The 17287-nt window shown below is 70.2% G+C and carries 16 protein-coding genes and 1 pseudogene; 6 read left to right on the top strand and 11 right to left on the bottom strand.

The features are described 5' to 3' along the window. Nucleotides 1-44 precede the first annotated feature (44 nt). A complete protein-coding gene (locus ACFWDI_RS17010; protein WP_385304730.1) occupies nt 45-320 on the top strand; it encodes a DUF6332 family protein in 276 nt (91 codons plus the stop codon). On the opposite strand, the gene ACFWDI_RS17015 is transcribed toward ACFWDI_RS17010, so the two are convergent. From ACFWDI_RS17015 to ACFWDI_RS17025, 3 genes are all read right to left on the bottom strand, one after another. Beyond that, a complete protein-coding gene (locus ACFWDI_RS17015; protein WP_327321877.1) occupies nt 281-946 on the bottom strand; it encodes a response regulator transcription factor in 666 nt (221 codons plus the stop codon). The genes ACFWDI_RS17010 and ACFWDI_RS17015 overlap by 40 nt on opposite strands. Further along, a complete protein-coding gene (locus ACFWDI_RS17020; protein ID WP_385304733.1) occupies nt 943-2169 on the bottom strand; it encodes a sensor histidine kinase in 1227 nt (408 codons plus the stop codon). Before ACFWDI_RS17020 ends, ACFWDI_RS17015 begins: the two co-directional genes overlap by 4 nt. A gap of 121 nt (nt 2170-2290) precedes the next feature. Next, nucleotides 2291-2986 carry a TetR/AcrR family transcriptional regulator gene (locus ACFWDI_RS17025; protein ID WP_385304736.1) on the bottom strand — a complete coding sequence of 232 codons (696 nt, stop codon included), beginning with the start codon at nt 2984-2986 and terminating at the stop codon, nt 2291-2293. A gap of 141 nt (nt 2987-3127) precedes the next feature. Here ACFWDI_RS17025 and ACFWDI_RS17030 point away from each other — a divergent pair, with 141 nt between their 5' ends. Next, nucleotides 3128-3577 (top strand): nitroreductase family deazaflavin-dependent oxidoreductase, encoded by a 450-nt coding sequence (locus ACFWDI_RS17030; protein WP_385304739.1) that lies wholly within the window; start codon nt 3128-3130, stop codon nt 3575-3577. A 148-nt stretch (nt 3578-3725) separates the two neighbouring features. Here ACFWDI_RS17030 and ACFWDI_RS17035 read toward each other — a convergent pair whose 3' ends face one another. Continuing rightward, nucleotides 3726-4943: a geranylgeranyl reductase family protein gene (locus ACFWDI_RS17035; RefSeq protein ID WP_385304742.1), complete on the bottom strand. Its 1218-nt coding sequence runs from the start codon at nt 4941-4943 to the stop codon at nt 3726-3728. A 145-nt stretch (nt 4944-5088) separates the two neighbouring features. Between ACFWDI_RS17035 and ACFWDI_RS17040 the strand changes: the two genes are divergently transcribed. Beyond that, complete coding sequence (locus ACFWDI_RS17040; protein ID WP_385304744.1) at nt 5089-6453, top strand: dipeptidase; 1365 nt, start codon at nt 5089-5091, stop codon at nt 6451-6453. Between the two features lie 88 nt (nt 6454-6541). Here the strand turns inward: ACFWDI_RS17040 and ACFWDI_RS17045 are convergent, their stop codons facing one another. Next, nucleotides 6542-7576: an NUDIX domain-containing protein gene (locus tag ACFWDI_RS17045; protein WP_385304747.1), complete on the bottom strand. Its 1035-nt coding sequence runs from the start codon at nt 7574-7576 to the stop codon at nt 6542-6544. A gap of 230 nt (nt 7577-7806) precedes the next feature. Here ACFWDI_RS17045 and ACFWDI_RS17050 point away from each other — a divergent pair, with 230 nt between their 5' ends. Beyond that, nucleotides 7807-7983, top strand: coding sequence for a hypothetical protein (locus ACFWDI_RS17050; protein ID WP_385304749.1), 177 nt, complete (start codon nt 7807-7809; stop codon nt 7981-7983). Between the two features lie 51 nt (nt 7984-8034). Here ACFWDI_RS17050 and ACFWDI_RS17055 read toward each other — a convergent pair whose 3' ends face one another. The 3 genes from ACFWDI_RS17055 to ACFWDI_RS17065 all read right to left on the bottom strand — a co-directional run bounded on the left by ACFWDI_RS17055 (nt 8035) and on the right by ACFWDI_RS17065 (nt 11291). Next, nucleotides 8035-8955 (bottom strand): carbohydrate ABC transporter permease, encoded by a 921-nt coding sequence (locus ACFWDI_RS17055; RefSeq protein ID WP_385304751.1) that lies wholly within the window; start codon nt 8953-8955, stop codon nt 8035-8037. Further along, entirely contained in the window at nt 8952-9860 is a 909-nt protein-coding gene (locus ACFWDI_RS17060; protein ID WP_327321886.1) for a sugar ABC transporter permease, read from the bottom strand. The genes ACFWDI_RS17055 and ACFWDI_RS17060 overlap by 4 nt, the downstream gene beginning before the upstream one ends. Nucleotides 9861-9995: 135 nt before the next feature. Further along, nucleotides 9996-11291: an ABC transporter substrate-binding protein gene (locus ACFWDI_RS17065; RefSeq protein WP_385305033.1), complete on the bottom strand. Its 1296-nt coding sequence runs from the start codon at nt 11289-11291 to the stop codon at nt 9996-9998. Between the two features lie 454 nt (nt 11292-11745). Here ACFWDI_RS17065 and ACFWDI_RS17070 point away from each other — a divergent pair. Then, a pseudogene (locus ACFWDI_RS17070) lies at nt 11746-12106 on the top strand (NPCBM/NEW2 domain-containing protein); the annotation flags it as partial. On the opposite strand, the gene ACFWDI_RS17075 reads toward ACFWDI_RS17070, so the two are convergent. After that, complete coding sequence (locus ACFWDI_RS17075) at nt 12090-13055, bottom strand: ROK family protein (protein WP_385304753.1); 966 nt, start codon at nt 13053-13055, stop codon at nt 12090-12092. The pseudogene ACFWDI_RS17070 and the gene ACFWDI_RS17075 sit on opposite strands and share 17 nt — an antisense overlap. A 210-nt stretch (nt 13056-13265) precedes the next feature. On the opposite strand from ACFWDI_RS17075, the gene ACFWDI_RS17080 reads away from it, so the two are divergent. Further along, nucleotides 13266-14252 (top strand): LacI family DNA-binding transcriptional regulator, encoded by a 987-nt coding sequence (locus ACFWDI_RS17080; RefSeq protein ID WP_385305034.1) that lies wholly within the window; start codon nt 13266-13268, stop codon nt 14250-14252. Between the two features lie 313 nt (nt 14253-14565). Here ACFWDI_RS17080 and ACFWDI_RS17085 read toward each other — a convergent pair whose 3' ends face one another. Together ACFWDI_RS17085 and ACFWDI_RS17090 are read right to left on the bottom strand one after the other, a co-directional pair. Then, complete coding sequence (locus tag ACFWDI_RS17085; RefSeq protein WP_385304755.1) at nt 14566-15864, bottom strand: DUF6986 family protein; 1299 nt, start codon at nt 15862-15864, stop codon at nt 14566-14568. A 154-nt stretch (nt 15865-16018) separates the two neighbouring features. Further along, nucleotides 16019-16981 carry an electron transfer flavoprotein subunit alpha/FixB family protein gene (locus ACFWDI_RS17090; RefSeq protein ID WP_385304757.1) on the bottom strand — a complete coding sequence of 321 codons (963 nt, stop codon included), beginning with the start codon at nt 16979-16981 and terminating at the stop codon, nt 16019-16021. Nucleotides 16982-17287: the final 306 nt, after the last annotated feature.

Below are 17287 nucleotides of genomic sequence, written 5' to 3' on the forward strand. Positions count from 1 at the left end.
ACGGACTCCTTGCCCGTCGGCCGCCGCCCTGTGACACTTCGGACATGGGGCGACGTACACAGGCGGAGCGGGACGCCTTGACCATCGAGACCGGATACGCGCTCCTCAGCGCGGTCCTGGTCGCGGCGGTCGTCTTCGGAGTGATCGCGGGACCGAAGCTGATGTTCGCCATGCCGTACACCGCCGAGCGCGGGCTGCTCGTCGCGGGCGGCGCGGCGGCCGCGGTCGCCTTCGTGGTGCGCGTCGTGACGGTGCTGTGGCGTTTTCCGCGTACGCCGCCTCAGCCGAGCCAGCCGGGCCGCACCAGCCCCGACTCATAGGCCAGCACGACGAGTTGGGCCCGGTCGCGGGCGCCGAGCTTGACCATCGTCCGGCTCACATGAGTCTTGGCGGTGAGCGGGCTGACGACAAGCCGGCGGGCGATCTCCTCATTGGAGAGGCCGATGCCGACCAGGGCCATCACCTCCCGCTCCCGTTCGGTGAGTTCGGCGAGGCCCTCGGCGTCCGTGGGTGCTTTGGAGCGGGCAGCGAACTCCGCGATCAGACGCCGCGTCACTCCCGGCGACAGCAGCGCGTCCCCGTGCACCACCGCCCGTACCGCACGCAGCAGTTCCTCCGGCTCGGTGTCCTTGACGAGGAAGCCCGAAGCACCGGAGCGGATCGCCTCGAAGACGTACTCGTCGAGCTCGAAGGTGGTGAGCATGACCACCTTCACCCCGTTCAGCCGCTCGTCCTCGGTGATCCGGCGGGTGGCGGCGAGACCGTCGAGCAACGGCATGCGGATGTCCATCAGCACCACGTCGGGGCGCAGTTCACGCACCAGCCGCACCGCCTCCTCGCCGTCACCGGCCTCGCCCGCCACCCCGATGTCCTGCTGGGCGTCGAGCAACGCCCGGAATCCTGCCCTGACCAGCAGCTGGTCGTCGGCGAGCAGTACGCGGATCACACCGTCTCCTTCGGCCGCACAGGGAGCTCCGCCCGTACCCGGAAGCCGCCGTCCGGGCGCGGGCCCGCATCGATCGTGCCACCGAGGGTGGCGGCACGCTCCCGCATTCCGACAAGGCCGTTGCCGCTGCCGCCCGCGTCCGAGCCGGTGGCCGGTCCTTCGTCGTCGATCCGGAGGTCGAGGCGGCCGGGCGCATAGCCGATCCGTACCCGCGCGGTGCGCGAGCCCGAGTGACGTACGACGTTGGTGAGCGCCTCCTGGACGATCCGGAAGGCGGCGAGATCCGTGCCGGGCGGGAGCGCGGTCCGGTCGCCGTCCGTCTCGACCTCGACGCTCAGTCCGGCACTCGCGGCCTGTTCGACGAGTTCGGGCAGCCGGTCGAGGCCGGGCGCGGGCGCGCGTGGGGCGTCTCCCGGCGTACGCAGTGTGTCGAGGACCTGCCGCACCTCGCCCAGCGCCTCCTTGCTGGCCGCCTTGATGGTGGTGAGCGCGGTGCGGGCCTGCTCGGGGTTGGTGTCGAGCAGCGCGAGGCCCACCCCCGCCTGGACATTGATGACCGAGATGGAGTGCGCGAGGACGTCGTGCAACTCGCGGGCGATCCGCAGCCGCTCCTCGTCGGCGCGGCGTTTCTCGGCGGCGGCGCGCTCGATACGCTCACGGGCCCAGACCTCGCGTCGGACACGTACGAGCTCCGAGGCCGCGAGGACGGCCACCACCCAGGCCGCGATGACCAGCTCCTGCGCCCAGGGCGCGGCCTTGTCGCCGTGCGGCGGCAGATCGGCGTACAGCCAGTGGGCAATCAGCAGATGACCGACCCAGAGGCCGCCGACGGCCCACCAGGCGGCACGCCGGTGCCCGGAGGTGACGGCCGCGAAAGCGCCGACCGCGACGGTGAGGAAGACCGGGCCGTTCGGATAGCCCGCGGCGAAGTAGGCCAGCGCTGTCGCGGCCGCGCCGAAGACGGCGACGACGGGCCACCGGTTGCGCAGCAGCAGGAACGCCGGTCCCGCGAGCAGCAACACCCGCGCGAAGGCGTCGAGCGCCTCACGGTGCTGGCCCTGGGCGGCGAAATTCGACCCCACCAGCACGAACACGGCCAGCACGAGGGTCGATGGCCAGGGCACCCTTGCGTTGTTCCGCCGTGCCTCCCAGTGACGCAACGGCGGTGGTCCGCCCTGTGCCCAGGGGGGACCACCGCAGTTCCGGGTGCGCTGCTCTTCCATAGCGGCAACGCTAGACCGAGGCCGGGGCGGCGGGCGTCAGCCAGGCGTGGCGATCACACATACTCCCTGCGCAGTACGGCGGTGGGGGCCGACGCCTCCTGGAGCCCGACGGGTCCAAGCCCTAGCAGTGCCGCAGGCCGACCTCGTGCGCGAGGCGGGCCGCGGCCTGGCCGAAGAAGACGGCCCGCTCCTCGACGACCCGGTTGAACTGGCCGAAGAGCTCGAAGGAGATGAGGCCGAAGAGCTGGGACCACGCGGCCACCAGGGCCACCACGACGGCGGGCGGCAGGTCGGGGGCGATATCGGCGGTGAGCCGGTGCGCTTCGGGGCGCAGTTCCTCGGCGAGCGGCGGCAGCGCGATGCCGCCCGAGCGGTGGGCGTCGCGGGCGACGGAGATCAGCGCGAGGCCGACGCGGGAGGCGGGTCCGACGGTGTCCTGGGGCGCGGTGTAGCCGGGGACCGGAGAGCCGTAGATCAGGGCGTACTCATGAGGGTGGGCGAGGGCCCAGGCGCGTACGACCGAACAGATCGCGATCCAGCGGGCGGGGTGGTCATCCGGGTCCGGGGCAACGGCGAGGGCGGTCTCGGCCGCGGCGCCGACCGCGTCGTAGGCGTCGACGATGAGGGCGGTCAGCAGATCGTCACGGCTCGGGAAGTAGCGGTAGAGAGCGGAGGACACCATGCCCAGCTCGCGGGCGACAGCACGCAGGGAGAGCTTCGCCGCGCCCTCGGCCGCGAGCTGTTTGCGAGCCTCGTCCTTGATGGCTGCGGTGACTTCGATACGGGCCCGTTCCCTGGCCCCACGGATCGTGGACATGGGGTGCAGTCTTTCATGTTTCGGAGCACTGACCAACAACGAGAGCACTGCTCTTGTTTTGGATCACCGATCAGGTGCACACTGCTCACAAGCGAGAGCAGTGCTCTCTCAATGATTCTCTCGACACCAGTGGAGATCACCATGTCGCAGGCGCACTACATCAAGCCCGGCCGCTTCGACAGCATCGTCAACGGCACCATCGGCTGGCTGGCCAGACGCGGCGTCAGCCTGATGGGCACCGCGGAGCTCTCCGTGCGCGGCCGCACCAGCGGCGAGTGGCGACGCATCCCGGTCAACCCGCTCCCCTACGAGGGCGGCCCGTATCTGATCTCCGCCCGCGGCCACTCCCAGTGGGTCCGCAATCTGCGCGCCGCGGGCGGCGGGCAGCTCCAAGTCGGCCGCAAGACCCAGCAGTTCACCGCGGTGGAGCTGACCGACGAGGAGAAGCCCGCACTGCTGCGCACCTACCTCGAGCGCTGGGGCTGGGAGGTCGGCCGGTTCTTCGGCGACGTCAACGCCAAGTCCACGGACGAGGAGTTGCTCGCCGCGGCGCACAAGCACCCCGTCTTCCGGATCACCGTGACCAAGTGACACCGGCCCGGGCGACACCGTGACACAGGGCAACACCCGGTCACCGGGCGACAGCGTGACGCAGGCGCCGGGCGCTACCCCGCCCGGGGCGGCCGGGGCGGGACAGCCCGGACGGCCCGAACGGTTCGGGGGCAGCCCGGGCAGCCCGTCAGGCGCGCCGGTCCATCATTTCCAGTGCCCGCCGCGCCACCGCATGCGTACGCACCAGACCGGCCAGCGTCGTCGATCCGCGCGTGATGTCCGCGAACGCCTTCCACGCCGGCCGCAAACCGGTGATCGCCGCATGCAGCAGCCCCGGACGCCGCTCGAAGATCGCGAGCATCCGCCGCCCGACCCCCATCTCCACACCCAGCCCGGCCTTGATCGCGAACGCGTAGTTCAGCGCCTGCCGACGGGCGTCCACAGCATCGTGGGCCTCCGAGATCCGCACAGCCCACTCCCCCGCGAGCCGCCCCGACCGCAGCGCGAAGGAGATGCCCTCCCGGGTCCACGGTTCGAGCAGCCCGGCCGCGTCCCCGCACACCAGCACCCGCCCGCGCGACAGCGGCGAGTCGTCGCTGCGGCACCGGGTCAGATGCCCCGAGGAGATCGCCGGCTCGAATCCCGCGAGCCCCAGGCGAGCGATGAAGTCCTCCAGATAGCGCTTGGTCGCCGTGCCCTCACCGCGGGCCGAGATCACTCCGACCGTCAGCGTCCGCCCCTTGGGGAACACCCAGCCGTAACTCCCGGGCATCGGCCCCCAGTCGATCAGCACCCGGCCCGCCCAGTCCTCGGCCACCGTCGCCGGCACCGGGATCTCCGCCTCCAGGCCGAGATCGACCTGGTCGAGCTTCACGCCGACATGCGCGCCTATCCGGCTGGCGCTGCCGTCCGCGCCCACGACCGCACGCGCCAGCACGGTCTCGCCGTCGGCGAGCACCACGGCGACCGTGCGCCGGTCCGGGACGGCAGGGCCGTGCTGCTCGACCCGGGAGACGGTCGCGCCGGTACGCAGCACGGCGCCGGCCTTCTGCGCCTGCTCCACAAGAGCGGCGTCGAACTCGGGTCGGTTGATGAGCCCGAAGAGCATCCGCTTGGAGCGGCGGGTACGGGCCAGCTTGCCGTTCAGAGAGAAGGTGACGGCGTGCACCCTGTCCTGCAGCGGCAGTTCGAAGCCTGGCGGGAGGCTGTCGCGCGAGGGGCCGATGATCCCTCCGCCGCAGGTCTTGTAGCGGGGCAATTCCGACTTCTCCAACAGGAGCACCTGGCGGCCCGCGACCGCCGCCGCATAGGCCGCCGAAGCGCCCGCGGGCCCGCCGCCGACCACGACGACATCCCACACCGGCTCGCCGTACTCACCTACGGCATCTGCGTTCTCGCTGCTCACGATCTGATTCTGCTCCCGATCCGACGCATGATCCACGCTCTCGACGGCATCCTACGGCGCGGTCGCTTCCCGCCCCTGTGCGAGGATCAACCACACATTCGCCGTACACACACCGCACAACGTCGCACCCACGAGGAGCGTGCCCATGACCGTCAATCCGATCGCCGAGACCATTGCCTCTTTGATGCCCCGCGCCCAGGCGGAGCTCACGGAGCTGGTGGCCTTCCAATCGGTGGCGGACGAGGCCGTGGCGCCGAAGAGCGAGTGCGAGGCGGCCGCGAACTGGGTGGCCGGTGCGCTGCGCGCCGAGGGGTTCCAGGATGTCGCGCTCCTGGACACCCCTGACGGTTCGCAGTCGGTGTACGGGCTGCTGCCCGGCCCGGAGGGTGCGCCGACGGTGCTGCTGTACGCGCATTACGACGTGCAGCCGAAGCTGGACGAGTCCGCGTGGGTGACCCCGCCGTTCGAGCTGACCGAGCGGGACGGCCGCTGGTACGGGCGTGGCGCCGCCGACTGCAAGGGCGGCTTCATCATGCACCTGCTCGCCCTGCGCGGCCTCAAGGCGAACGGCGGCGTACCGGTGAGCATCAAGGTGATCGTGGAGGGCTCTGAGGAGCAGGGCACGGGTGGTCTTGAGCAGTACGCCGAGGCGCACCCGGAGCTGCTGACGGCCGACGCCGTCGTGATCGGCGACACCGGGAACTTCCGGGTGGGCCTGCCGACGGTGACGGCGACGCTGCGCGGTATGACGATGATCCGGGTCCAGGTCGACACTCTCGAGGGCAATCTGCACTCGGGCCAGTTCGGCGGCGCCGCGCCCGACGCGCTGGCCGCGCTCATCCGCGTACTCGATTCGCTGCGCGCCGAGGACGGTTCGACGGTGGTCGACGGGCTCACCGCGGACTCGGCCTGGGAGGGGCTGCAGTACCCGGAGGGCGAGTTCCGCAAGGACGCCAAGGTCCTCGACGGTGTGGGCCTGATCGGCAGCGGCACGGTCGCCGACCGTATCTGGGCGCGCCCCGCCGTCACCGTGATCGGCATCGACTGCCACCCGGTTGCCGGTGCGACCCCCTCCATCCCGGCGACCGCCCGGGCGCAGATCAGCCTGCGGGTGCCGCCCGGCCAGGACGCGGCCGAGGCGACCAAGCTGCTGTTCGCGCACATCGAGAAGCACACTCCGTGGAACGCCCGCGTCACGCTCGAGCAGGTGGGCCAGGGTCAGCCGTTCCGGGCGGACGTCTCCAGCCCGGCGTACACCTCGATGGCCGACGCGATGCGCATCGCGTACCCGGGCGAGGAGATGCAGTCCGCCGGCATGGGCGGCTCGATCCCGCTGTGCAACACGCTCGCCGCGCTCTACCCCGAGGCGGAGATCCTGCTGATCGGCCTGAGCGAGCCCGAGGCTCAGATCCATGCGGTGAACGAGTCGGTGTCGCCCGAGGAGCTGGAGCGGCTGTCCGTCGCCGAGGCCCTCTTCCTGGTCAACTACGCCGAGTCCAAGAAAGCTTGAGCGCTCGGCGGAGATCGCGGAGAAGGTAGATCCGTTCGGGTCCGGCACGACGGTGACCAGCTGAGTCCGGACGCGGGGATGTTGCGTGTCAGCCGACGGGGACGCCGGCCTCCAGGTTGAGCACGGTCCCGCGCTCGCGCGCGCGCAGTGCCCAGCGCAGGCGTTCGTAACGGGGCGGCGGCAGCAGTTCTGCCGCCTCCTCCTCGCCGACGAACCGCCAGCCGCGCAGCTCCGATCCGGGCAGCAGCACCCGCCGCGCCTCACCGCTCGGCAGCCGGCCGCCGTCGAAGAGCAGCCGCAGTCCGCCGAATCCCGGCGGCCGCGGCGGCTCCCAGTCGACCACCAACAGCCTGGGCACCTCCCCGAGTTCGATGCCGAGCTCTTCGGTGACCTCGCGCATCCCCGCGCGTGCGGGTGCCTCGCCGCGCTCCACCACCCCGCCGGGGAACTCCCAGCCCGGCTTGTAGGTGGGGTCGACGAGCAGCACCCGGTCCGCCTCGTCGAAGAGCAGCACTCCGGCGGCGAGGGTTTCGGCGCTCGGCTCGGGCGTCTGGACGATCTCGCAGGCCGCGGCGGCCCCGGCCCGTACCGCTTCGGCGATCCGCCGCGCCGTCTCCTGCGGATCGAGCAGGCTGGTGTCGATGACGTGCGCGTCCGCACTGATCCAGTCGAGGGCCGCGAGATAGGGCTCGATGTGTTCGTACGCCCACTGTCTGACGCGCTGTTCGGCGTCGGGGATGTCCGGCTCCTCGCGGTTGGCTATCCGCTCGCGCAGGATCGTTTCACCCGGGGACAGCAGCACATGGCGCACCGCGATCCTGCGGGAGGCGAGCCCGCCGAAGATCTCGTCGCGGTACTCCTGGCGCAGCAGCGTCATCGGCACCACCAGCACCCCGCCCAGCTCGGCGAGCAGCGCCGCGGCGGTGTCCACCACGAGCCGCCGCCAGATCGGCAGATCCTGATAGTCGCTCACCTCGGCGAGCCGCTTCTGGGGCAGCTGGTGGCCGAGAGAGACGCCGATCAGTTCGGGGTCGTAGAGCGTGCTGTTCGGGATCAGATCGATCAGTTCGCGTGCGGTACTGGTCTTGCCCGCTCCGAACGCACCGTTGATCCAGACGATCACGGTTCCCCCTCTGCCGTAGCCCTCAGTGGATTGCCCGCAACACCCTGCCACGGAAACCCGTTGCAGGAACCGGCCGGTTGATCACGTACACAACTGTGGCCGTGCTGTTGCCGGTTCACCACCACCGTCCCGCGCCCTGACGCGTCTCACCATACGAACGGATGCCCCCGCCGGGCCGTGACACCCCGGCGCGGAGCGTCGTTGGAGCGGGAGAGACAAGGGGGTGCGGGATGCGCCGTACGGTGTTGGAGCAGTTTCCCGCCGGGGGCCCGCGCGGCAGCTGGCCGGCCGAGGAGTTCGCACGGGCACGCCGGGACGAGGGTCTGGCGGCGGAGGTCGTGATGGACCTCGAATCGGACGCCTTCCTGGTGGTCGTTCCGCAGCGGACCGCGGAGGCGGTGCTCTAGCGTGACACGGCTTCCGCCCCGGGCCGGGACGGAAGCCGGCTGCCGTCCGGCTCAGCCCTTGGTGGAGCCGAGGGTGAGCCCGGCGATGAAGTGGCGCTGGAGCAGCAGGAAGACCAGCAGCGTCGGCAGTGCCACGATCACCGAACCCGCCGCCAGCAGGTTGTAGTCGGTGAAGAACTGACCGCGGAGGTTGTTCAGCGCCGAGGTGATGGGCAGCTTGTCGCCGTCGGAGATGAAGACGAGCGCCCAGAGGAAGTCGTTGTACATCCAGGTGAACTGCAGCGTGCCGAGCGCCGCGAGGGCGGGGCGGCAGAGCGGCAGCGTGATGCGCCAGTACTGCGTCCACACACTCGCGCCGTCCACGATCGCCGCCTCCAGGATCTCCTGGGGCAGGGTGCGCATGAAGTTGGCGAGGACGAAGACACAGAACCCGATCTGGAAGCCGACCTGGACGGAGATGACGGCCCAGTACGAGTCGAACATCGTCATCGAGTCGGACATCCAGTACGGCAACGGGATGCGGTTGAACAGGACGTACAGCGGAGTGACGATCACCTGCTGGGGCAGCAGATTGCCGGCGGTGAAGAGCATCAGCAGCACGATCGAGCCGCGCATCCTCAGCCGCGACACGGCGAAGGCGACGAAGGAGGCGAAGAAGAGCGCGAGCAGCACTCCCGGCACGGCGATGATCAGGGTGTTGATGAAGTACTTCATCATCCCCGAGTCGCTGAAGGCCTGTTGGTAGTAGTCGAAGGAGAGCTTCTTCGGCAGCGAGAAGTAACCGTGCTCGGAGGTCTCGTCGTACGGCCGCAGCGAGGCGTACACCGCGAGCAGCAGGGGCGCCAGGAAGGCCAGCGAGACAGTCATCAGGAACGCGTGCACGCCGAGCCGGCCGGGGCGCAGGGCGCGCTTGCGGGGCGGTGGGGCCGCGGCCGGTGTGGTGGCGGGCGCCGGGGCGGTGTCGATCGTCATCGGTTCTTCTCCCCACGGATCTCCTGGACCAGATACGTCACGACGAATCCCATGGAGACAAGCAGCAGCACCACGGCGATCGCGGAACCGAAGCCGATCCGGCTGGCCTCGCCGATGATGTTGTCGGTGACGAGGACCGAGAGCAGCTCCAGGCCGTTTCTGCCTTTGTTGACGGCGTAGACGATGTCGAAGGCGCGCAGCGCCTCGATGACAGTGATGACGCCGACGATGACATTGACGGGCCGCAGGGTCGGGAAGACGACACGGAAGAAGGTCTGCCGCTCGCTCGCACCGTCGATGGCGGCGGCTTCCTTCAGCGAGGGGTCGACGGCTTTGAGGCCGGCCAGGTAGAGGATCATGACATAGCCGGTGTGCCGCCAGGCCGCGGCCAGCAGGATCATCCAGATGTTGAGGTCGGGATCGCCGAGCCAGTCGGTGGGATTCTCGGTGTCCGCGAGGATCGCGTTGAGCGCGCCCTGGTCGCGGGAGAAGACCAGCTGGGCGATGAAGCCGACGACGGCGAGCGAGAGCACCACCGGCATGTAGAGCGTCGACTGGTAGAAGCGGCTGAACCGTACGCCCCGGTCGATGAGGACGGCCAGCAGCAGTCCGAACGGGGTCGCGATCAGTCCGAGGAAGGCCAGCCAGAGCAGGTTGTGGCGGGCGGCGGGCCAGAACTGCGGATAGTTGGTGAAGAGGTTCTCGTAGTTCTTCGTGCCGACCCAGTGGATGTCTCCGATGCCGTCCCAGCTGGTGAAGGAGAGCACGATGGAGGCGAGGGTCGGCCCCCACACGATGGCCACGTCGAGCAGGATCGGTATGCCCAGCAGCACGCCGAGTACGGCGAGGTCGCGGCGGGTGAACCGCCGCGGACCTCGTCGAGCGGCGCGCCGCGGGGTGCTCACTCTCGTTCGCCCCGCGGTGTCGTTCGGGGTGCCCCGGTCGGCCTGCGGTTCCGGCCGGGGGTCCGGGGGCTGTCCCCCGGGAGATTGCAGCAGCGGCACGGGTGGTGGCTCCAAGTCGGTTTCGGCCGGTGTCAGTCAGTCTTCGGAGGCGAAGATGGTCTTCTTCTGCCGCTCGATGCTGTTGACCAACCCATCCACGTCCTTCGGCTTGTTGATGAAGGTCTGAATGGCTGGGATCATCACGGTCGAGGAGAAGTCCGGCCTCGTGTCCCGGTCGAGGAACTGCGAGATCTGCTTGGCGCCGGAGACGAGTTCGACGGCCTTCTTCTGCAGCGGGGAGTACTTCGAGATGTCGGCCTGCTCACTCACGGCGATGTTGTTGGGGTCACTGGCGAGGTAGATGTCCTCCGCCTTGCCCGTGGCCAGCCACTTGAGCAGGTCCTTGGCGCTCTCCAGGCTCTTGTCGTTCTTGAGGTCCTTCGACTTCTTCGCGAGCAGGAACCCGTCGATGGGCGCCTCGACCGCGTCCTGTCCGTGCTCGGGATTGATCACCGGGAACGGGAAGAAGTCGATGTCGGCCTGCTCGCCCTTGGGGAACTGGGCGCCGGGGTGCGGGAGTCCGAAGACCGCCATGCCCGCCTGCTTCTTCTGCAGACTGGTCGCGGCCTCCTGCCAGGTGCGTCCGTTGGCTCCGGGCTGGCAGTACGGGAGGATGCTGCGCCAGGTGTCGAAGACGTCCTTGACGCGCTTGTCGGTCCACGCCTCCTTGCCCGCCATCAGGTTCTTGTGGAACTCGTATCCGTTGCTGCGCATGTTGATGTAGTCGAACGTGCCCATCGCCGGCCAGCCGTCCTTGTCGCAGAACGCGATGGGGACGAGCTTGTCCTTCTGCATCTGCTTGGCGAGCGCTATGTACTCGTCGAGCGTCTTGGGAGCCTGGTAGCCGTGCTGCTCGAAGACGCTCTTCCGGTGGAAGACGGCCCATGGGTAGTAGTAGTACGGCGTGAGGTACTGCTTGCCGTCCTCACCCGTGGACTGGGCCTTCAGCGCCGGCGAGAAGCCCTGGTAGCCCGCCCAGTTGTCGCTGATGTCGTGCAACAGGCCCTTCTTGGCGAAGAACTGCATGCGGTAGCCCGCGAACCACATGAAAACGGAGTCCGGCTTGCCCTGCAGGTAGCGGTTGATGTTCTCCTGGAAGGTGTTGTGGTCAACGGTGTTGACCTTGATCTTCCGTCCGTCCTTCGACTGCTTGCCGTATGCGGAGAACGCGTCGGCGAAAGCCTTCTTCGGCACCGGGTCGGACGAGTTGGACCCCAAGGTGATGGTCTTGCCGTCCCCGCCGGGCCCACTGCCGCATGCGGCGAGCAGCGAGGGCAGCGCGACCGCACCTGCACCCGCCGCTGCGCCACGCAGCAGATTCCGCCGGGACATCCGATGTCCTGCCACGCTCCCGGGCGCGGCAGAACCGTTGAACGATGACTGCGCCATGTCCCCTCCTCCGGGGTGCAACTCAACACAACCCAACGCGAGAATTGGATCTCACTCCCAGAAAGGGGTGTCGTCAAGGGTTTTGGCGAGACATCGAACAACCGTTACCGCATCTCTTCCAACAGACTCCAACACTGCCTACCGTAAACGCTCGCGACTGACACGCACATGCCGCCATCCCAAAATGCGCGAGTACGGAGGAACGTTACGATGCGTCACCTTCCCACCCGCAGTACCCGCCACAGAGTCGTCGGAGCGCTGGCCGCCCGCGCTGCTCGGCGCGGCGGGGCTGGGCACACGGGCCCTCGCCACCGGCGCCCCGGCCGCGCCGGCCGGTCCCGCACCGGCGGCCCCGCAGCTCGACGAAGGTCTCGCCCTGACCCCTCCGATGGGGTTCAACGGCGAGAGCAAGGCCGGCGACGGCAAGCCGATCACCATCGGCGGCCAGGTCTTCGCCAAGGGGCCTCGGTGTGCACGCCGCGAGCGCCGTGGCGTACTACGCGGGCGGTAGATGCACCACCGTCACCGCGCAGGTCGGCCTGGACGACGAGAAAGGGGCGAAGGGCACGGTCGCCTTCGAGATCTGGGCGGACGGGAAGAAGGCCGCCTCGACGGACGTACTGACCAACGCCATGCCCGCACAGCCGATTTCGGCGGATGTCAGTGGTGCGAAGGTCGTACGTCTGGTGGTCACCGACGGCGGTGACGGGGTCGACTCCGACCACGCCGACTGGGCCGACCTCAGGATCGGCTGCTGACAACCGCTGCCGCCTCGCCGTCACGGCCGAGCGAGGCGGCGGCGGCCGCACCCACCAGACCGGCGTCCGTGCCCGTCAGGGCCGGAGCCACCGTCAGCCGCTGTACGAAGGAGAGGGTGGCGTAGTCGTGCAGGGCACGGCGCAGCGGCGCGAAGAGCACATCGCCCGCGCCGGCCACTCCTCCGCCGATGACGGCAATCTCGATCTCGACGAGGGTCGCTGTGGCGGCGATCCCGGCGGCGAGGGCCTGGGCCGCCCGCTCGAAGGAGGCGACCGCGACCGGGTGTCCGGCCCTGGCGGCGACGGCCACGGCGGCGGCCGAGGTGTCGCCGTCGGGGCCGGGCTGCCAGCCGTTCTCCAGCGCCCGGCGTGCGATGTTCGGGCCGCTGGCGATCCGCTCCACGCAGCCGCGCGCGCCGCACGGGCAGAGATCGCCGTCCAGGTCGACGCTGATGTGGCCGATGTGCCCGGCGTTGCCGGTGGGTCCCGGATGGAGCTTCCCGCCAAGGACGAGTCCACCGCCGACACCGGTCGAGACCACCATGCACAGGGCGTTGTCGTAGCCGCGGGCCGCGCCTTGCCAGTGCTCGGCCGCGGTCATCGCGACGCCGTCGCCGACCAGCGCGACGGGCAGCCCGTAGGCGGCCCGGCGCACCCGCGCGACCAGCGGAAAGTCGCGCCAGCCTGGGACATTGACCGGGCTGACCGTACCGGCGGAGGCGTCCACCGGACCAGCGCTGCCGATGCCGACGGCCGAGGCCCGCACCCACAGCGGGGAGGCGGCGAGCTCGGCCAGGACCGCCTCGACGGCGCGCATCACGGTGTCGCCGTCCTCCCGGGCGGGTGTCGGGCGCTGCGCCCGCAGCACAATCCCGCCGCTGCCGTCCACCAACGCGCCGGCGATCTTGGTGCCGCCGATGTCGAGCGCGGCGACGAGGTCGGTATGCATCGGTGTGGGATCCCCCGGGGAGCTGTCGGACCTGCGGATTCAGTAACAGTCTCCATTCCCCTGACAACGTTGTCCAGGGCCTATGCTCGACGCCACACCCTCGCACACCGGACAACGACAGGACAGCGCACTGTGGCCGAGACCGACCGTCACCCGCCGACGGCGGGCCGCACCCGAGGCCCCGAGCCCCGCTACGGCAACCGGCCCACCATGAAAGATGTCGCCGCGCGGGCCGGCGTCGGCCTGAAAACCGTCTCCCGGGTGGTCAACGGCGAACCCGGCGTCACGCCCGACACCGAACGCCGGGTGCACGAGGCCATCGAGTCCCTCGGCTTCCGCCGCAACGACAGCGCACGGGTGCTGCGCAAGGGCCGCACCGCCTCGATCGGGCTGGTGCTCGAAGATCTCGCCGACCCCTTCTACGGGCCGCTGAACCGCGCGGTCGAAGAGGTCGCCCGCGCCCACGGCGCCCTGCTCATCAACGGTTCGAGTGCCGAGGACCCGGAGCGCGAGCAGGAGTTGGTGCTCGCGCTCTGCGCCCGCCGGGTGGACGGGCTGATCGTGATCCCGGCCGGCCACGACCACCGCTATCTGGAGCCGGAGATAAAGGCGGGCGTCGCCACGGTGTTCGTGGACCGCCCGGCCGGTCAGATCGACGCGGACGTGGTGCTCTCCGACAGCTTCGGCGGCGCCCGCAAGGGTGTGGCGCATCTGATCGCGCACGGCCACCGCCGTATCGGATTCATCGGAGACCAGCCGCGTATCCACACCGCCGCCGAGCGCGTGCGTGGCTACCGCGCCGCCATGGAGGACGCAGGGCTCGCGGTGGACGACAGCTGGGTGTCGCTGGGCTCCACCGCTCCGGAACCGGTGCGGGCGGCGGTCGAGGCGATGCTGGCGAGCCCCGAGCCGGTCACCGCGCTGTTCGCGGGCAACAACCGGGTGACGGTGACGGCCGTACGGGTCCTGGCGGAGCGCGACCGGCCGGTCGCGCTGGTCGGGTTCGACGACATCGAACTCGCCGACCTGCTCGGCATCACGGTCATCGCCCAGGACGCCGCGACTCTCGGGCGTACCGCCGCCGAGCGGCTGTTCCGCCGTCTCGACGGCGTGGACGACGAGCCCGCGCAGGTGGCGCTGGAGACGGTGCTGATCCCACGCGGCTCGGGCGAGCTCCCGCCGCCGGCAGACGGGTAGGCCGGGCCCGGCTTGTCGCTGTACCCGCCCCGGACGTGGACGGACCCAGACCTGGCAGATGTACCTGCCGCCGCCGATGGAGTGGACGGGCGCCGGGGCCGGGTCCGAACCGCCGCCGGTCGTCGAACCGCGGTTGGTGGATGTGCTGCCCACCGTCCGAGGTGCTCGACCCACCGGTCGACCCACCGGTCGACCCACCGCCGGTCGTGCCGGTGGAGCCGGTGGAGCCGCCGGAGGTCGAACTTCCGCCCGGTCCTCGCAGCCGAGCACCTCGTCGACGGCGCGCCGGACCACGCCCATGAGGTCCGCGCGGCTACTTGGCTGTGGCCGTGAGGTCCCCGCGGCGCGGCGAGGCGAACCCGTCGAGATCGGCCCGGGTGAGACCGGTGAGCCGGGCGACCTCGGCGGTGTCCAGGGCGCCGCAGTCGATGCCGCGCAGCAGATAGCCGCTGAGCGCCTTGGCGGTGGCGGGCTCGTCCATGACGTCGCCACCCGTGTGGTTGGCGTACGCGGACAGCCGCGCGGCGGCCTGCTCGAAGCCCTCGCGGTAGAAGGCGAACACGGCGGCGTAACGGGTCGGGAGGTGGCCCGGGTGCATGTCCCAGCCCTGGTAGTAGGCGCGGGCCAGCGCGCGGCGGGTGAGTCCGTAGTGCAGCCGCCAGGCGTCGTGCACCTTCTCGGTCGTGCCGACCGGCAGGACGTTGGTGGAGCCGTCGGAGACGCGTACGCCGGTGCCCGCGGCCGCGACCTGCATGACGGCCTTGGCGTGGTCGGCGGCCGGGTGGTCGCTCGCCTGGTAGGCGGCGCTGACGCCGAGGCAGGCGCTGTAGTCGAAGGTGCCGTAGTGCAGTCCGGTGGCCCGCCCCTCGGCGGCGTCGATCATCCGGGCCACGGTGGCGGTGCCGTCGGCGGCGAGGATGGACTGGCTGGTCTCGATCTGGATCTCGAAGCCGATCCGGCCGGCCGCCAGGCCACGAGCCTTCTCGAAGGCTTCGAGCAGCCGAACGAAGGCGGTGACCTGCTCGGGGTACGTGACCTTGGGCAGCGTGAGCACGAGTCCGTCGGGCAGACCGCCGGCCTCCATCAGCCCGGTGAGGAAGATGTCGAGGGTACGGATGCCGCGGTCGCGTACGGCTGCTTCCATGCACTTCATACGGATGCCCATGTACGGGGCGGCGGTGCCTTTGGCGTACGCATCGGTGATCAGACGGGCGGCGCGGGCCGCGTGGGCGTCCTCGTCGTCGTCACCGCGGCCGCCGTAGCCGTCCTCGAAGTCGATGCGCAGGTCCTCGACGGGCTCGCGCTCCAGCTTGGCCCGTACGCGGTCGTACACCGGTCCCGCGAGCTTGTCGGAAAGGCCGAGGACGGCGGCGAAGGACGCGGCGTCCGGTGCGTGCTCGTCGAGCGCCGCCAGCGCCTGGTCGCCCCAGGAACGGATGGTGTCGGCGGCGAAGACATCACCGGGTACGTAGACGGTGTGGACGGGCTGGCGGGTGCCGGGGTCTCCCGGGTAGCGGCGGGCGAGTTCCGCGTCCACCGGTGCGAGGGAGGCGCTGATGCCCTCGCTGACCGCTCCGGCGAGGCTCGTTGCCACCTTCTCCTGCTGGCCCATCCTGCACCCTCCTGTTTTCCGCTCCACGGAATCAACAATCCGTATAGCGAAGTTAATAGGCGGTCGCGACCTGCGTCAATGGTCACCCGGAAGCGTGCGGGGCCGCGCGGTGGTGTTCACCGCGCGGCCCCGGGCCGTAGAAGACTTCCGCAGGTCAGCCCTTGCGGGTCTGAACCTCTGCGGTCAGCTGCGGGACGACCTCGAAGAGGTCGCCGACGACGCCGTAGTCGACCAGGTCGAAGATCGGGGCCTCGGCGTCCTTGTTGATGGCCACGATGGTCTTCGAGGTCTGCATGCCGGCCCGGTGCTGGATCGCGCCGGAGATACCGGAGGCGATGTACAGCTGCGGGGAGACCGACTTGCCGGTCTGGCCGACCTGGTTGGAGTGCGGGTACCAGCCGGCGTCCACGGCGGCGCGCGAGGCACCGACAGCGGCACCGAGCGAGTCGGCCAGCGCCTCGATGATGTGGAAGTTCTCGGCGCCGTTGACGCCACGGCCGCCGGAGACCACGATCGCGGCCTCGGTCAGCTCGGGACGGCCGGTCGACTCACGCGGTGTGCGCGCGACGACCTTGGTGCCGGTGGCCTTCTCGGAGAAGGTGACGGTCAGGGCCTCGACGGCGCCCGCGGCCGGAGCGGCCTCCACGGCGGCCGAGTTCGGCTTCACGGTGATGACCGGAGTGCCCTTGGAGACACGGGACTTGGTGGTGAAGGAGGCGGCGAACGCGGACTGCGTGGCCACCGGACCCTTGTCGCCGGCCTCGAGGTCGACGGCGTCGGTGATGATGCCGGAGCCGATACGGACCGCCAGGCGGGCCGCGATCTCCTTGCCCTCGGCGGAGGACGGGACGAGCACGGCGGCCGGGGAGACGGCCTCGTACGCCGCCTGCAGCGCGTCCACCTTCGGTACGACGAGGTAGTCGGCGAACTCGGGCGCGTCGGCGGTGAGGACCTTGACCGCACCGTGCTCGGCGAGCGCGGGGGCGGTGGCCTCGGCGCCGGAGCCGAGGGCGACGGCGACGGGCTCGCCGATACGGCGGGCCAGCGTCAGCAGCTCAAGGGTGGGCTTGCGGACGGCGCCGTCCACGTGGTCGACATAGACGAGAACTTCAGCCATTACTACTCCTGGGCGAGAACCCCGAACTTCAGCCGGGGGAAGACTTGTTGACTGCTACGCTCCGCCTGTGCCACTGGCACCGGGCAGGGCTTGTCCGTCATGAGGCCGTCTCAGCGGTCGAGTGAGAAGCCCCTTCTGGGGAGGAGTCACGGGATTGCTCTCCTGCGAGCGAATCCGAGAGGCGGGGGGCGGGGTGGGAACCGCCCCCCCCCCCCCAGCCAAACAGTACAAAATGGGCGCCAAGGACAAGGCCCGCCGCGTGGCCCCCCCCCCCCCCCCCAGGACGATAGGGGCCGCCGGGACCGG

Source organism: Streptomyces sp. NPDC060064 (assembly GCF_042736455.1).
GTDB lineage: Bacteria > Actinomycetota > Actinomycetes > Streptomycetales > Streptomycetaceae > Streptomyces.

What these genes read in the sequence shown, in the direction of transcription:
- ACFWDI_RS17010 (WP_385304730.1), top strand. Translation starts at nt 45, where the DNA reads ATGGGGCGACGTACACAGGCGGAGCGGGACGCCTTGACCATCGAGACC.
- ACFWDI_RS17020 (WP_385304733.1), bottom strand. Translation starts at nt 2,169, where the DNA reads ATGGAAGAGCAGCGCACCCGGAACTGCGGTGGTCCCCCCTGGGCACAG.
- ACFWDI_RS17025 (WP_385304736.1), bottom strand. Translation starts at nt 2,986, where the DNA reads ATGTCCACGATCCGTGGGGCCAGGGAACGGGCCCGTATCGAAGTCACC.
- ACFWDI_RS17030 (WP_385304739.1), top strand. Translation starts at nt 3,128, where the DNA reads ATGTCGCAGGCGCACTACATCAAGCCCGGCCGCTTCGACAGCATCGTC.
- ACFWDI_RS17040 (WP_385304744.1), top strand. Translation starts at nt 5,089, where the DNA reads ATGACCGTCAATCCGATCGCCGAGACCATTGCCTCTTTGATGCCCCGC.
- ACFWDI_RS17050 (WP_385304749.1), top strand. Translation starts at nt 7,807, where the DNA reads ATGCGCCGTACGGTGTTGGAGCAGTTTCCCGCCGGGGGCCCGCGCGGC.
- ACFWDI_RS17055 (WP_385304751.1), bottom strand. Translation starts at nt 8,955, where the DNA reads ATGACGATCGACACCGCCCCGGCGCCCGCCACCACACCGGCCGCGGCC.
- ACFWDI_RS17065 (WP_385305033.1), bottom strand. Translation starts at nt 11,291, where the DNA reads ATGTCCCGGCGGAATCTGCTGCGTGGCGCAGCGGCGGGTGCAGGTGCG.
- ACFWDI_RS17075 (WP_385304753.1), bottom strand. Translation starts at nt 13,055, where the DNA reads ATGCATACCGACCTCGTCGCCGCGCTCGACATCGGCGGCACCAAGATC.
- ACFWDI_RS17080 (WP_385305034.1), top strand. Translation starts at nt 13,266, where the DNA reads ATGAAAGATGTCGCCGCGCGGGCCGGCGTCGGCCTGAAAACCGTCTCC.
- ACFWDI_RS17085 (WP_385304755.1), bottom strand. Translation starts at nt 15,864, where the DNA reads ATGGGCCAGCAGGAGAAGGTGGCAACGAGCCTCGCCGGAGCGGTCAGC.
- ACFWDI_RS17090 (WP_385304757.1), bottom strand. Translation starts at nt 16,981, where the DNA reads ATGGCTGAAGTTCTCGTCTATGTCGACCACGTGGACGGCGCCGTCCGC.